The organism is Streptomyces sp. NPDC047869, assembly GCF_040704065.1.
GTDB lineage: Bacteria > Actinomycetota > Actinomycetes > Streptomycetales > Streptomycetaceae > Streptomyces.
This window is the reverse complement of record NZ_JBEYRK010000048.1, coordinates 1-14,225: the sequence shown is the minus strand read 5'-3', so window position 1 is coordinate 14,225 and position 14,225 is coordinate 1. Positions and strand designations below refer to the sequence as shown.

Below are 14,225 nucleotides of genomic sequence, written 5' to 3'. Positions count from 1 at the left end.
CAGCCTCCCGGCCCTCCGCTCCCCGGTTGCGGGCCGGGACGCCCTAGCTCGTGCAGGACGGCAAGCTCCCGAGTCCCCCCACGCCACGCGCCCTCGCCACTCGGAGGTAGCGTCGCCCGCCTCGGCTAGTGGCGACGTAGAGTCGTACAAGGCCGCCGTTCTCGTCATGGACGTACAGCCGCCGCCCGCCCTCGGCCAACCACACTGCATCACGCATTGCCAGCCGCCAGCGCTGGCCAGTGGCGTCGATGCCCCCAACCTCGTCAAGACCGCGACCGGGGTCGGCGGCGTCGCGGGTCACGCACGACACGACGAGTGGCGTGGGGAGACCCCGCGGTACGAAGGTAAGGCTGACGTTGGCGTCCTCCTCACCGGTCCCGTCGGCAGCCACGATGACCAGGGTGACGGGTGACGTGACGAACACGTCAACCGGTGTCCTCCGCGTCTGCGGGTCCAGCCAGGCACGGGCCCCGGTGGTGTATCGCATGCGGCCGTCGAGCACGTTGTCCGCCGGGGCGTCCCAGGCCACGAAGCGGGTGACATCAATGCCGTTGAGCAGTGCGCGAACGCGGGGGGTGATGCCGCGCGGCAGGCCAGCCTCTTCGGGATGGGCGTACGAGGCGTTTGCGCCATTGACCCGGAAATGGATCTCGCCGCTTTCAGCCGTGGCTGCGCTGGCCACTGGCGCGATGACTTCTATAGATAGAGGGTCACCCGTGACGGCCCGCTCCAGTGCCGCGCGCTGCTCCTGCACGTCCTGGCCGTCGAGCTGGGCCTTCACCTGCTCAATCGCCAGCCTAGTGGCGCGAAGCGAGTTCACCGTGAGATCGAGGTCGGCCAAGAGCGGCCCAATCCCCGCGGCGTCTAGCAGAACGGTCAGCACCGCCCGCCCGACTACCTCGGCAGGCAGGGTTACGCGGAAGATCTCCACCTGGATGTCGGGGAGGATGTGCGGAAGCAGCGGATTCGGGATCGGGATGACGATGGGGATCGAGACCGTCGGCACCTGTCCGTCGCTCCACGCGCGCTCCAGAACACCCCGCACACCAGTCGACACGCCCTCAGGCGATTCGGCGACGGCCAGCAACGACTCGGCGCCGACATCCAGGACATCGGCGAACGTTCCGATAGCCTGCCGGGCGTTGCCCACAATGCCGCCAGTGGCCCCCTGGATGCCCACCATGATGATGGGTTCAAGCACCGTGCGTGGCAGCCCCGACGCGGCAGCCTCGCCGAGCACGATCGTAATCAGGCTGCGAACGAGCGCGGTCTCGATGTCGTCGGCGGCGGTTCGGGCGGCAGCGGCGACGTCCCGCAACTCCCGAAGGAACTGCCCTGACTCCTTGGCGAGTTGACCTTCCAATTCGTCAGCGCGCCGCTGAAGGTCACCAGCAATGGCCTCGCTGACCCGGATCGACTCCTCGAACAGCTTGAAACCCGCCACGGCGCTCACGGCGAGGGTCCTCTTGATGATCTCCGCGCTGCCCGCGACCAGCGCGGTGGTGAGCTCAACGCTGTCCCGGACGGCGAACTCGATGCTATCTGCGACGTGCTGAACGAAGTGCCGGGCGAGCTCCGGCAAGAACGTCGATTTGTACTCGCTCAGGGCCGTCGCGGTTCCGTGCTGGAGGATCCGCTCGCACACCCCAGCCATGTCCAGCGAGCGCCGCAGGAAGCGGAGTTCCTCGGGCAGGACGGTGTCACACCAGGTATCCACCGTGCCGGCGACTTTCCGGAGTAGCACGGCGGTCGGCAGCCCCACGCCTGCACCCACCACCGCGCGCGCGAGCTGGTCCCAATTCCACCGCAGGCTGAGCGGAAGGTCGCCGACGTCTGCCTGGTCGGCCAGCGAACGCAGCGCACCCGGTGCCGCCCGGAGTCCGGTGTCCGCGACAATCTCGATCACGCGGGACAGCGGTGTCCCGATCAGCGTGACGAGGCAGGCGGTGAAGCCCTCGCGCATCCGCCCGGCCGCGGCGGCGCCGAGGTCGCTTGCGCAGAACTCCTCCAGCACGCGGACGGCCGCCGTGACGGCCGTCCGCGCTTCCGCCGGCAGCGCGGCGGAAACCTCGTTCCACTCAGTGCTCTCGAGCAGCGTCGTCCGGATCATCTTGAGGAAGGACACCACCAGTGCGAGGTCCGCTGCTGCGTCATCGGACGCGCCAGCGACGAGGTCGGCCACCTCGGCCACTCCTCCGACGAGGTCGGCCAGCCAGGAGGGGAGGAGGTGGTGTGCCTCCAGCAGGCCTGGGAGTTCCGTAGCGAGCACCGCGGTGGCGATCCGACGCGGTGTCATTGTGACGTCGACGCGGGGCAGGACCGTGGTGAGCCCGTCGCGGGGTGTGGCCGACCCGTCTTGGGTGAGGAGGAGCAGCGCGACCGCGCACCGCACAGCGCGAGTGAGATCACGCTGCTGGTCGGCGGGGAACGCGCTCGCCATGGTCAAAACGAGCTGCGCCGCGGCGACCAGGTCGTCGGTGAACAGTGTCCCGTCGGAGTCCGCACCGACCCGGTTGTGTGCCGCGAGGAGGCCCAGCAGCGCGTCCCAGAACCCGCGGTACGCCGCCGGGGTAAGGCCGGTTAGAGGTCCTGCGCCGAGTCGCTCCCCGAGCAAGCTGAGCACGCGGGGCAGAATGAAGCCGACCAACTCGGTCCCGAGAACCTTGGCGAAGTCGGCGGCGAGTACGGTGATCTGGTCCTCGTCGGTCGATGTGCTGGTGAGGCGCCCAAGCCGGAGAAGCACGCGGATCGTCTCCGGCAGCACTCGCGCGCCCGCGTTGACCAGCCATCCGACCGGGCTGTCGTCCGCGATCTGCGCGGTGGCTCGGTACTGTTTGATCGCCGCGCTCAGGTCCGCCGACAACTGGTGGCCGAGCCGGGGGAGGATGATATCCGGGTCGAGCCCGACGTTCACCACCGTGCCCCAGGCGCCGCCGAATGCCCAGGCATAGCCATACCGCAGTGCGGCGGTCACGCCGGGATCACTGCCGTCGGTGGGGAAGAGCGCGACCGCGGAGATCAGCTCGCCTTTGGCCATCACCGCGAACGCACCCCGTGCCCACACGCCAGCGCTCACGGTGGCCTCGTCGACCAGAATGCGCGCGTACTCGCAGACATTACTCGGAAGGCCGTCGAGCACCGCCGTTGCCAGCGCGGCGAGCGATAGTGTCGCCGACACGGACGCCTGGCCGGAGGCCGAGGTTTCCACGCTCGCGCGGGCGATCAGGCCAGCACCAGTGAAAGCGTCCATCGGCGCCGCCACTTGCAGCCGGAGCCCTGCATGCGCAGCTCCGACCAGCTCGCCGTCCAGTGCCGCGAGGCCATCGGCGATCGAGGAACCGACCCGGCCGGAAATCTGAGCGTCGAACTCGCCGGAGATGTCGAGCTGGTCGTCGGCTCGCAGCGATCCAGTAACCCAGGCGCGAGCCGCGGCACGGCCGTGTAACCAGGCGTTTTCTTCGGTCACAGTGCTGAGGGAAAAGACTTCGACCTCTGCGGGCACGGCGCGCTCCTAAGTGGTCAGAGGGGCACCTCGTCGCCGAGGAGCAACAGCTTGCGGACGATGCTCTCTTTCTTGATGCAAACCTGGACGCCGCCGTTGAGATAGTCCGGGGCGATGATCGTGTCGTAGTCGTTCATGGTCTTGCCCAGGCGTTCCAGGAAGTTCGTGAGGGCGTTGTTGTACTGCTCGTTGACCAGCCTCGGCTGGACTTTGAGCACCGGCGCTACAAACGTGCTCCACTCCTGGCTCTGCTGGCCGTTTACGAGGTCGAGAACCTCGCCCAGGTCCTCGACTGTGGCTTTCACCCTGACGAGCACGGCCGGATCGTCCGGGGTTGGGTAGTGCTGGGAAAAGACCTGGGCGATCCGCTTCTGCTGGCTGAAGTAGGTGCCGCGCCCAAGGTCGTGTGTGGCATCTTGGGCGAGGTCGCCGAGGATCCGCCGGAACGTGGTCCCCCGGAACAGGACGAGCTCGGTGAGCGTCTTCTGGCGCGCCCACAAGGAAAACAGCTGCCGCCGCTGCCGAAAGCTCTCCAGCGCCGCGGTGACCGTCTCGTTGACCGTCGCTGCGATCTTGTTGGCAGCACTGATTCCTGCCCCAGCAAGGAGGATTTCCTTGGCACCCTCCAGGATGCCCTTGAACACCTCGCCCCAGATCCTGCGGATCTCGTCGCGGGCGTCCTGGGGCCGCATTTTGCGGTCCTCGACGAAGTACCCCATGTCGTTGTTCCAGCTGGTGTACACGTACCGCAGGAGCCGTGCGTCCCGCGCCCCGACGCCGGGCAGTTGCTCGTAGAACTCCAGGGCGGCCGGGAAGTAGTTGAAGAACTCCAGCGTGGGCCGGCGGAACTCGTCTACACCGGCCCAGACGACGATGTCGCCCCACGGCTCAACGCCTGGGAAGGTCCGGAGGTTGGGCAGGGCCGCGCGTCGGAAGGCCCCGGCTCCCTCCAGCCGGACAATCTCCTCGCGCGTCGAGTCCGGCAGCCACGCGGGCAGGAGGTCGCGCAGGGACCACCCGGGACCGTCGAGGAGGTACCGGTCCCGGAACTCCGGTCGGGCAACGGCGAACTCATCAGCGGTGATGTCGAAGAGAAAGCGGCGCTGTGGATCGTCAGCCAGCCCCTCGAGGGGATCAGGACGGAATCGGCTTTCGGGGGGATCGGCCCTGCCCTCGAACAGCCAGTCGATCGCCTGGCGGCGCGTCATGCTCGGGTCGGCCATGACGTGTTTCCTGCCATCCCGCGCGATCGGAAGGGGGTCGGCCGCACTCAGCGCGCCGATCAGCGCATCGGACAGGGCTGCGAGCACTGCATGCGGCGAGGTCATCGGCCTGTACCACGTCCGCCGCGTTCCCCGACCTGGGACACCGTACTGCTCAGGCCAGGCCAACTGCCAGCGACAGGCTGGCGGGGCGACGGGGTCTCACCGTCCCCTGTCAAGATGGACACCCAATTCCCGTTGCTGAGAGCCATCTGCTCCCCCGTTCCTGCCCGGCCCATGGGCATCTGCGTGCCGCATTCATGGTTGCAGCCCACGGACGACCGCAGCAGGTGAGGAAGCCGGATTACGTCATCGGAGGGATGTTGTTAGAGGCAGCACAGGGGGATCGGCTACGTAATCATCCCAGTCGAAGCCGTGTCGGCCTCTCGATGAGATGCTAACCATGGCACTGACCGCCGACCGAACTGCCGAAGGCGGCGACGTCGACATCACCGGCTGGACGCCGGATGAGATCGACACCGGCGTCCCCCTCCCCACTGAGCTGGGTCAGTTCGGCGCCGGCGGCCGGGCGATGTACGACCCGCGACCCAGCGACCCGCATCGCTTCGACTGGAACGGCGACATCCCGTGACGATCGGTGCCACTTAGCTGAGCCGGCGGTGTCCATCGTCTCGACGGCCCTGACTACGGGGGCCTTCTGGCAGGGGCCACAGTACGGCAGGAGGGGCCCGCAAGCCGGGCAAGGGTCCGGGCCCCTCCGCTGCGCGCGCACGGGGGTCCGCACGCGTACCGTGCTCAACACTGGAGCGTGCACCAAGGTCACGCAGCCTCCCACACGGACAGCTAGCGCACCGCCAGCACGACCAAGGCCACCATCACCGCAGCCGCGTACGCAACCAAAAGTACCGGCGGCAGCCATGGCTGAGGCGGATGCGCGGCACGGGCCTGGCGGGCCCTCTTCGCACACTCGGCAACCCCGGTCAGACCGCCGAGAAGGCCCAGCACATAGATCCAGCGATGCCAGCCCGTGCTGTCATGGACCGGGCGAACGCGCCGCCGCCTGTCATCACCGTCGCCCACAGGTACGCCGTGAACGGCACCACTTCGGGCTTGTCCTTGTCCGTTAAGCCATCCGACACGGCTCCCGACTCCTCTCACTATGCAGTCACGGACGCAACCGGGAGGGCCCGGGTTGCCGGCGCCTGCGACCATGGACTGTTCCCGGACATGCCCGTTACCACCGCTCCTCTATCCGCGTGCGGGCCTCGCCCTTGCCTGGGGCTGTGCGGGCGTCCCCATGCTGGTCTCCGAGATCCAGCATGGGGAGGCCGCGGTGATCAACCTCGAGTCCTACGGCGGTCACGAGACCGTGCTCTGTGAGGGGTACGGCCTCCTCGAGCGGCCCGATGAGCTCAAGGGGCGGGCCCAGCAGGCGCAGACGGTGGACGGTGTCCTCGTACTGGGTGCGGGGCCCCTCCTACCGCTTGTCCTGGCTACCCGTAGCCGGCCCCGCCCACGTCCGCCGCGGAAGCACGTGGGCAACCCTGTGGGCAGGTTGTGAGTCTCCTGATCGATCACACCGTGATCGAACTTATGAGGAGACCGTCATCAGCGCCATACGCAAGACCCTGACCGCCACCGCCGTTGTCGGTGCCGTCCTCGCAGGCTCCGCCGCCTGTTCCACGGTGGAGCAGCTTTCCGCCGGCAAGAAGCTCGACCGGGCCTTCGAGGAACTCGGCAAGAAGAAGACACTCTCCTTCGAGCTCGACCTGGACACCGACGTCAGGTCCCTGAAGGCGCTGGACGCCCAGTCCGATCCCGCGCCCGGTGAGGAGATGCCGGACGAGGCCGCCAAGTTGATCAGTGGCGCGCGGATCAGGGTCACCGTGCAGTCGAGGAAGCCCATCGACGAGTCCGGTGAGAAGGATCTGGTCGGCATGGCCATGAAGATCAGCAACTCGGACGGCGGCCTCGCCGAGTACCGGTTGATCGGCGACTACGCCTACGTGCGGGCTGACATGACCACCTTCGGCAAGATGACGGGGGCTCCCGTGCCTGCCGCATCGGACCTGCCCCCGGAGGCCGGGGCGATCAAGAGCCTCATCGCCGGCAAGTGGGTGAAGTTCAGTACGAAGGAGATGGACAAGGCCACCGCCGGCCGCCAGAAGGGCAGCCCTGCGCCCGCCCCGTCCCTCGACGCCAAGACGCAGAAGAAGCTCGTAGCGGCCCTGCGCGAAGTCGTCGCCCGTGAGGTGCACTTCAAGACCGCGGACGGCTCGGACGGCACCGAACACGTCACCGCCACAGCGCCCTTCCGCACGCTGATCACCAGGTTGTTCGGCAAGATTCGGCCGCTGGTGAAGGACCTGCCGCCGGGCATGGAGCTGCCGACGGACAGAGACCTGAAGGACGCCCCCGCCACCGACGTGAAGGCGGACTTCACGCTCAACGACGGCGAGTTGAACAAGGTGCACGTGGACCTCGCTGAGCTGGCCGAGGACACCAAGGTCAAGAAGCTGGGCCTGACCCTGCGGGTGGGACATGGCACCAGGCCCACCGTCCCGGCCGGTGCCACGAAGCTGGACCTGACCGAACTCATGCAGGGCTTCCTCGCCGGCCCGGCGGCAAGCGATGCCGACGCTCTCGATTACCGGGACCTGCCGCAGGACTAGCTTTCATCGCGCGCTCGGCGCGGAGGAAGCGGGCGGAGCATCGGCACGGCGAGCAACCGTGCCGATGATCCCCCGTGTGCGGATCAGCGGGCGATCGAGATGGCGAAAGGCGCGAATCCGCCGGCCCGGATCACGTGCGGTACGAACAGGATCGCGGCCTCCGTGGCGCGGGCGGTCCGGATCCCGCCGAGATCGGTGATCCACTCCGTGTGCCAGCCGAGGCTGACGAGCAGTTCGCGGACGATCTGCTTGGCCTGGGGGTCCTCGCCGGAGAGGAAGGCGTCGGGCGACTGGGTGAGCGTGTCCGGCGCGGTCATCACCGGGAAGAGCATGGTGTTGAGGGTCTTGACGACACGTGTTTCGGGGAGCGCGTCCTGGAGTTGCTCGGCGAGGCTCGAGCCGGGGTAGATCAGGTCGGCGGGCAGTCCGTCCGGTCCGTCGAGGGTGGCGTTGGAGACGTCGACGAGGATCTTGCCGCGCAGTTCCTCGCGCAGGGCGACGAGCCGGTCCAGGGAGCCGGCGCCCGGCGTGGCGTTGATGACGATCCGGGCCGTGCGGGCCGCGTCGGCGGCGGCGCCCGGCGCGCGGCCGGCCACTCTCACCTCATGTCCGGCCCGGGTGAGGGCCGCGGCCAGGTTGCCGCCGACGCGGCCGTTTCCGAGAACTGCGATCTCAGGCATGGTGATCTGGTTCCTCCGTGCGTGCGGGGTGTGGTGCGCGGTCAGCGGGAGAGGGTGGCGACGGCCTCGGCGTGGACGCCGGGCGCGGCGGCCAGGAAGCTCTCGCTCCGCGGGGTCCAGGGGCGGCCCTCGACGTCGGAGATCCGTCCGCCGGCCTCGGTGACGAGCAGCGCCCCGGGCAGCAGGTCCGCGCGGGCGCCGGCGAACTGCCAGAAGGCGTCGATCCGGCCGGCGGCCACGTGCAGCAGGTGCAGCGTCGCGGGTACGGCGGTGCGCACGACGAGTGCGTCGAAGAGCATCGCGGTGATGGAGGAGCCGACGCGCCGCACGACGTCGTCGTCCTCGTCCGGCCGGGCCTGGCTGGTGGCCACGATGCTCAGGCCGAGGTCCGCGGTCGGGGAGACGCGCAGCGGCCGGCCGTCCAGGTGGGCGCCCGCGCCGGCGAGCGCGGTGTAGGTCTCGCCGGTCAACGGCAGGTGGACCACGGTGAGCACCGGCTGATTCTCGCGTACGAGGGTGGCTGTCACCGCCCATTCCGGCAGGGCGTGCAGGTGGTTGACGTTGCCTTCGGCCGGATCCACGACCCACCACTCGCCGGGCGGCAGCGCCCCGCCGTCCAGTTCGTCCTCCACCCACCCCGCCTCCGGACGCAGGTGGGTCAGGCGGGGGCGCAGCATGTCCAGGGCCGTGTCGTCGTTGGCGGCGAGGGCGCGCATCAGCTCTTCGCGGGTCTGGTAGCGGACCACCTGGCCGAAGCGCTCGCGCAACGCGGAGCCGGCCGCGCGTACGGCGGTCGCCGTCTGGTCGAGCAGGTCGGCGTCCGAGGCGGGGGCGTCCGAGGTGGCGGCGTCCGTGGTCTGCAGGGTTTCGGGCATGGTCAACTCCCTTGTGAGTGAGGGGTGGTGAGGCCGTTCGGGTCGAGCTGTGTGCTCTGTGCGGCGTTCTGGTCTCGACGGTATACAGCCCTTTGATTAACCTCAAATGCATGTAAAGCACGGCTAGGATTACTCGCATGCAATTGGATTTGAACCTGCTGGCCGCGCTCGACGCGCTGCTGGAGGAGGGCAGTGTGGCCGGGGCGGCCGCACGCCTGCATGTCACCGCCCCCGCGATGAGCCGGAGTCTGGGCCGGATCCGGCGCACGACCGGGGACCAGATCCTGGTGCGCACCGGCCGGACCATGACCCCGACGCCGTACGCGATCGCCGTCCGGGAACAGGTGCATGAGCTGCTTCAGCAGGTCCAGGGGGTGCTGGCGCCGAGCCGTGAACTCGATCTGGCGACCCTGGAGCGCACTTTCACCCTCCGCTGGCACGATTCCCTGGTCGCCTTGAGCGGCCCCGCACTGCTCGCGGCCGTGCGGGAAGAGGCGCCGGGCGTGCGCTTGCGTTTCGTCGCGGAATCGAGCATCGACACACCGGAGTTGCGGCGCGGCGAGGTGGACCTGGAGGCGAACGCCAACCACCCGAGCGCACCGGACGTCAGCGCCGAGAAGGTGGGCGCGTCCCGCCTCGTCATCGTCGTCAGGCAGGGGCATCCCCTCACCCGTGGCGGGACCGTCACGGCAGAGCAATACGCCGCTGCCGAGCACGTCACCGTCTCGCGACGGGGAAACCTCGGCAACGCCCTCGACGACGCCCTCGCGCGGCTCGGCCTCACCCGCCGCGTGGTGGCGACCGCTCCCACGGAAGCGGCCGCGCTGGAGTTCGCGCGCGGTTCCGATCTCCTGATCAGCGTCCCCGAAGCCACCACGCGGTCCGCGGTCGCCGACCTCGGCCTGGTCGTGCTCCCCCTACCGCTCGAGCTACCGCTCGCACCGGTCTACCTGTCGTGGCATCAGCGCTACGACACCGACCACGCCCACACCTGGTTGCGCGGACTGGCGCGAACCGCGCTGACCCTGCGCGGGGCGTCGTAGTCGGCGCCGTCCGGCCGCTTCACCCCTACGTCGACGCGGCCCGCCTCGATGGCGCAGGGCCGGCCACTGCCCCTCCGAGGAGGGTGGTCGTCTCGGACGCGTGTGGGCGGGCATGAAGTAGGGTCGCCGTATCGGAGTAGAAACGTGCTCTGGCCGGGCGGACAGCCGGACGGGGAGTACGCGCACACGCGGTATCGGACGATCCGCCACTCCTTCCACGGAAGGAGTGCGTCATGAAGGCAGTGCAGTTCAGCCGGTTCGGCAGCCCGGAGGTCCTTGAGATCGTCGATCTCCCCGATCCCCGTCCCGGTGCCGGAGAGATACGGATCAGGGTGCGCGCCGCGGGCGTCAACGCCAGCGACTGGAAGAAGCGCCAGGGTCTGATGGACCAGGAACTGCCACAGACCCTGGGCTACGAGGCCGCGGGGCTCGTCGACGAGATCGGTGCCGGTGTCTCGGGTGTCACGGTCGGCGACCGGGTCTTCGGAGCCTCGCCGTACGGAGCCGCCCAGGCGGAGTCGGCCGTGCTGTCGCACTGGGTCCCGATCCCGGACTCGCTGGACTACGCGAGGGCCTCGGCGATCCCCGCGGCCGCCGAGACAGCGGCGCGCTCGCTCGACCAGCTCGGCGTCACAGCGGGCAGCTCCGTGCTCGTCAACGGGGCATCCGGCAGCGTCGGGAGTGCCGCCGTCCAACTCGCCGTGGAACGCGGTGCGCGTGTCATCGGCACGGGCAGTCCAGGCACGCACGATGCCCTGCGCTCGCTCGGGGCCGAGCCGGTGGCATACGGCGAGGGGATGCCGGAACGAGTCCGCGCGATCGCGCCGTCGGGGATGGATTTCGCACTGGACGTCGCCGGCAGCGGTGTCCTTCCCGAACTCGTGGAACTCGTGGGCGCCCCCGAGCATGTGATCACGGTCGCCGACTTCCGCGGCGCGCGGCAGACGGGTGTCCGCTTCAGCCGCGGCGACACCGGCCGCGCCACCTACGCGCTCGCCCAGGTCGCCCGCATGGTCGAGGCCGGACGATTCTCCATCCAGGTCGGCCAGACCTTCCCCCTGAACGAGGTCTCCCACGCGCATCGCGTCGGCGAAGCGGGCAGTGTGCGCGGCAAACTGGTGCTGCTCGTGGGCTGACTGACCCCGGCCTTTGCGATCCGCCCTCAGTGTCGACACCACTACTAAGCAGGTGACTTTGCGTCAACTGCCGCTGCTGAACAAGCGCAGGTCACGGACCTGTTCAGAGGGGCGGTGCCGGACGTTTCGAAGACTTTTTGCCCCAACTGAATTTTTAGCTACAGCTAAAGGTGGCATCCTCGTAGAGAGGCAACACGTGGACCTCCGAGTCCTTTGAGGGCATCGAGCCCCTGGGGCAGATCCCCCAGCGTCGAGCCAAGGCAATCCTGGACGGCAGCCGCACGCGGGCCGCCGGGGCCACCGACTACCTCGTCGCCTCGGACACCACCGCCCGCGAGATCCGCGCCCTCACCGGCAAGCAGGGCGTGGACGTGGCCGTCGAGTGCGTCGGCCGGGCGAGCACGATCCGCACCGCCTGGGACTCCACACGGCGCGGTGGCCGCACCACCGTCGTCGGCATCGGGGGCAAGGACCAGGACACCTTCAACGCCCTGGAGATCTTCCACTGGGGCCGGACCCTCTCCGGCTGCGTCTACGGCAACTCCGATCCGGCCCGGGATCTGCCGGTGCTGGCCGAGCACATCCGGGCGGGCCGCCTCGACCTGGGCGCGCTGGTGACGGAGCGCATCGCCCTGGACGGCATCCCGGCCGCCTTCGACGACATGCTGGCCGGCAAGGGAGGACGGGCCCTGGTGGTCTTCTAGGGCCCGTCGGGGCACTGGCCCCGGCCCGCCGAGCACCTCGGCCTCCCGCGAGGCCGGGGCCCCGAGTCATGCCCGCGCCCCTGTGGACGCACGGCCCCGCGCCCTGTGCAGGTAAAACTCACGGCGCTCAACCCGTTGACGTACATACCGTCCGGTCAGTACGTTCCCCGGAACCCGGGCCACCGTTTCACCGTTCCCTCTGATTCGTCCTGTTCCGTCTGTTCCGTCCCCGCACCCATCGGAGCGTGCACCGCATGGACACCGCACCTTCCGCCCAGCCGCTCACCTCCACCACTCCCGCGGCCCCCAACCGCCGCCGGGTCGCCACGGCAGCCGCCCTGGCCTCGGCCGTCGAGTGGTACGACTACTTCGTCTTCGGCATCGCCGCGGCCCTGGTCCTCGGCGATCTGTACTTCCCGGCCGGGAGCCCCACCGCCGGGGTCCTGGCGTCCTTCGCCACCTTCGCCGTCGGCTTCCTCGCCCGTCCGCTCGGCGGCATCGTCGCCGGTCAGCTCGGCGACAAGCGCGGCCGCAAACCCATGCTGGTGCTCGCGCTCACCCTGATGGGCGTGGCCACCATCGGCATCGGCCTGCTCCCGACGTACGAGACGATCGGGGTCGCCGCCCCGATCCTGCTCGTCCTGCTCCGCATCGTGCAGGGCGTCGCCGTCGGCGCGCAGTGGGGCGGCGCGATGCTGCTGGCCACCGAGTACGCCCCCGAGGGCAAGCGCGGCGTCTACGGCAGCGTCGTCCAGCTCGGCGTCCCCATCGGCGTGGTGACCGCCAACAGCGTGTTCCTGCTGGCCGGCGCCTTCACCTCGGACAGCGCGTTCGCCTCCTGGGGCTGGCGCGTGCCCTTCCTGGTCGGGCTGCTCGTGCTCGCCCTCGCCTGGTACATCCACACCCGGGTGGAGGAGACCCCGGAATTCCGGGAGGCCGAGCGGGCGCTGGCCGAGAAGGAGAAGGGCGAGAAGAACTCACCCCTGCGCACCATCCTGCGCGGTCACCTCGGCACCGTGCTGCTGGCCGGCGGCTCCTTCGCGGTGAACACCGCGACGTTCTACATCATCATCACCGGCGTCCTGGACTACACGACCCGTGAACTGGGCATGGACAAGGGCGCTGTCCTCACCGTCTCCCTGTGCGTCAGCCTCACCCAGCTGGTGCTGATCCCCGCCTCCGCCGCCCTGTCCGACCGGCTCGGCCGGATCAGGATCTACGCGATCGGCGCGGTCGGCATCGCGCTGTGGGCCGTGCCGATGTTCCTGCTGATCGACACCGGGTCGCTGCTGTGGCTCGCGGTCAGCACGTTCGTCGCGAGCTGCTTCCTCAGCATCATGTACGGCCCCCAGGCGGCGCTGTTCGCCGAGCTGTTCACCCCGGAGATGCGCTACACCGGAGCCTCCCTCGGCTACCAGATCGCCGCTGTCGCCGGCGGCGGGCTGGCACCGTTCGTCATGGTGCTGCTGCTGGAGGCGACGGGCACCTCGATGGCCGTCTCCGGCTACATCATCGGGCTGTCGCTGATCGCCCTGGTCTCCATCAAGGTCCTCGCGGACCGGGCCCGCTCACACTGAGCCGGGCGTCCGGCCGGGCCGCGGTTCCCCTGCCTCCGTCTGCTCCGGAGCCGGGACCGCGGCCGTCCGGGCCGTCGCCCCCGACCGGGCCCGGGACCGCGACACCGCCACACCCGCCAGGCACAGGGCGCCGCCCACCAGCGTGAGCGGTCCCGGCACCTCGCCGAGCGCCAGCAGACAAGGAGGAGGGGGAGCTGCTCCAGACGAGCCTCGACCACGCCCACTTCGGCCCGTACCGGGGAGACGAGCGGGTGCTTCGAGCAGTCGGGCTCCGGTAGCTCTGGACGCCGAAGGCGTGGAACGGCGCCGACCGTTTCACCGAGCCGTTGTGTCCTCCTCGTCCTGTCTCAACCCTCCTTCACGTCACCGTCAACGCCCGGGCGTGCAGTAGGGGCACGCCACTTCCCGTGGGTAACCGAGGTGCTGGCCCGGCAGCTCAGGCCACGCGTCTGGGACAGGGCGCCTCCTGCCTGTTCTTGCTGTGTGGGGTGCGTTGTCGCGAGCCGCTGCCCCAGGGGGCCGAGTAGCCCGCGTGGGCGGCTTTCACGCCGAGTCCGATGGCCAGGTGTGTTCGGCACCGACATGCTCGTTCTGAATCCCGGTGAGGCGCCCGTACGGATGCGGGAGTACCACCGTCACCGGCAGGACAAGGCCCTGGCCGAACTCGGCGATGAAACCTCCGCGCAGGCGATCAACGGCCGGCCCTCCCTCGACGAGTTCAGCCGTCTGCCCGAAGAACTCTGCGACGCGGACACCGTCGCCGTGATCTTCGACGAGACCGAAGGCCTGTGCTACTACGCGGACTTCGGCCAC

The 14,225-nt window shown here is 69.3% G+C and carries 9 protein-coding genes and 2 pseudogenes; 7 read left to right on the top strand and 4 right to left on the bottom strand.

Annotated features, from left to right (window positions below; translation table 11 throughout):
• Window positions 1-43 precede the first annotated feature (43 nt).
• Both AB0924_RS36680 and AB0924_RS36675 read right to left on the bottom strand, forming a co-directional pair.
• Window positions 44-3,502, bottom strand: a complete 3,459-nt coding sequence (locus AB0924_RS36680; RefSeq protein ID WP_366913765.1) for a hypothetical protein — start codon at window positions 3,500-3,502, stop codon at window positions 44-46.
• A gap of 17 nt (window positions 3,503-3,519) precedes the next feature.
• Window positions 3,520-4,830: a hypothetical protein gene (locus tag AB0924_RS36675; protein WP_366913764.1), complete on the bottom strand. Its 1,311-nt coding sequence runs from the start codon at window positions 4,828-4,830 to the stop codon at window positions 3,520-3,522.
• A 337-nt stretch (window positions 4,831-5,167) separates the two neighbouring features.
• Between AB0924_RS36675 and AB0924_RS36670 the strand changes: the two genes are divergently transcribed.
• Both AB0924_RS36670 and AB0924_RS36665 read left to right on the top strand, forming a co-directional pair.
• Window positions 5,168-5,356, top strand: a complete 189-nt coding sequence (locus AB0924_RS36670) for a hypothetical protein (protein WP_366913763.1) — start codon at window positions 5,168-5,170, stop codon at window positions 5,354-5,356.
• Between the two features lie 1,054 nt (window positions 5,357-6,410).
• Complete coding sequence (locus AB0924_RS36665) at window positions 6,411-7,397, top strand: hypothetical protein (RefSeq protein WP_366913762.1); 987 nt, start codon at window positions 6,411-6,413, stop codon at window positions 7,395-7,397.
• A gap of 83 nt (window positions 7,398-7,480) precedes the next feature.
• Here the strand turns inward: AB0924_RS36665 and AB0924_RS36660 are convergent, their stop codons facing one another.
• The gene (locus tag AB0924_RS36660; RefSeq protein ID WP_366913761.1) at window positions 7,481-8,077 is read right to left on the bottom strand and encodes an NAD(P)-binding domain-containing protein; all 597 of its coding nucleotides are present in this window, start codon (window positions 8,075-8,077) and stop codon (window positions 7,481-7,483) included.
• A gap of 41 nt (window positions 8,078-8,118) precedes the next feature.
• Window positions 8,119-8,952, bottom strand: coding sequence for a 3'(2'),5'-bisphosphate nucleotidase CysQ (locus tag AB0924_RS36655; protein WP_366913760.1), 834 nt, complete (start codon window positions 8,950-8,952; stop codon window positions 8,119-8,121).
• A gap of 137 nt (window positions 8,953-9,089) precedes the next feature.
• On the opposite strand from AB0924_RS36655, the gene AB0924_RS36650 reads away from it, so the two are divergent.
• The 5 genes and pseudogenes from AB0924_RS36650 to AB0924_RS36630 all read left to right on the top strand — a co-directional run.
• Window positions 9,090-9,995: a LysR family transcriptional regulator gene (locus AB0924_RS36650; RefSeq protein WP_358940708.1), complete on the top strand. Its 906-nt coding sequence runs from the start codon at window positions 9,090-9,092 to the stop codon at window positions 9,993-9,995.
• Window positions 9,996-10,228: 233 nt separating this feature from the next.
• On the top strand, window positions 10,229-11,131 hold the full coding sequence (locus AB0924_RS36645) for an NADP-dependent oxidoreductase (RefSeq protein WP_366913759.1): 903 nt from the start codon (window positions 10,229-10,231) through the stop codon (window positions 11,129-11,131).
• Between the two features lie 284 nt (window positions 11,132-11,415).
• A pseudogene (locus tag AB0924_RS36640) lies at window positions 11,416-11,835 on the top strand (zinc-binding dehydrogenase); the annotation flags it as partial.
• Between the two features lie 254 nt (window positions 11,836-12,089).
• Window positions 12,090-13,412, top strand: a complete 1,323-nt coding sequence (locus AB0924_RS36635; RefSeq protein WP_366913758.1) for an MFS transporter — start codon at window positions 12,090-12,092, stop codon at window positions 13,410-13,412.
• 582 nt (window positions 13,413-13,994) lie between these two features.
• Window positions 13,995-14,225, top strand: a pseudogene (locus tag AB0924_RS36630) (hypothetical protein); the annotation flags it as partial.

Bases quoted from the DNA above. Each gene is read 5' to 3' on its own strand.
- AB0924_RS36635 (WP_366913758.1), top strand. From the start codon at position 12,090: ATGGACACCGCACCTTCCGCCCAGCCGCTCACCTCCACCACTCCCGCG.
- AB0924_RS36650 (WP_358940708.1), top strand. From the start codon at position 9,090: ATGCAATTGGATTTGAACCTGCTGGCCGCGCTCGACGCGCTGCTGGAG.
- AB0924_RS36655 (WP_366913760.1), bottom strand. From the start codon at position 8,952: ATGCCCGAAACCCTGCAGACCACGGACGCCGCCACCTCGGACGCCCCC.
- AB0924_RS36645 (WP_366913759.1), top strand. From the start codon at position 10,229: ATGAAGGCAGTGCAGTTCAGCCGGTTCGGCAGCCCGGAGGTCCTTGAG.
- AB0924_RS36670 (WP_366913763.1), top strand. From the start codon at position 5,168: ATGGCACTGACCGCCGACCGAACTGCCGAAGGCGGCGACGTCGACATC.
- AB0924_RS36675 (WP_366913764.1), bottom strand. From the start codon at position 4,830: ATGACCTCGCCGCATGCAGTGCTCGCAGCCCTGTCCGATGCGCTGATC.
- AB0924_RS36660 (WP_366913761.1), bottom strand. From the start codon at position 8,077: ATGCCTGAGATCGCAGTTCTCGGAAACGGCCGCGTCGGCGGCAACCTG.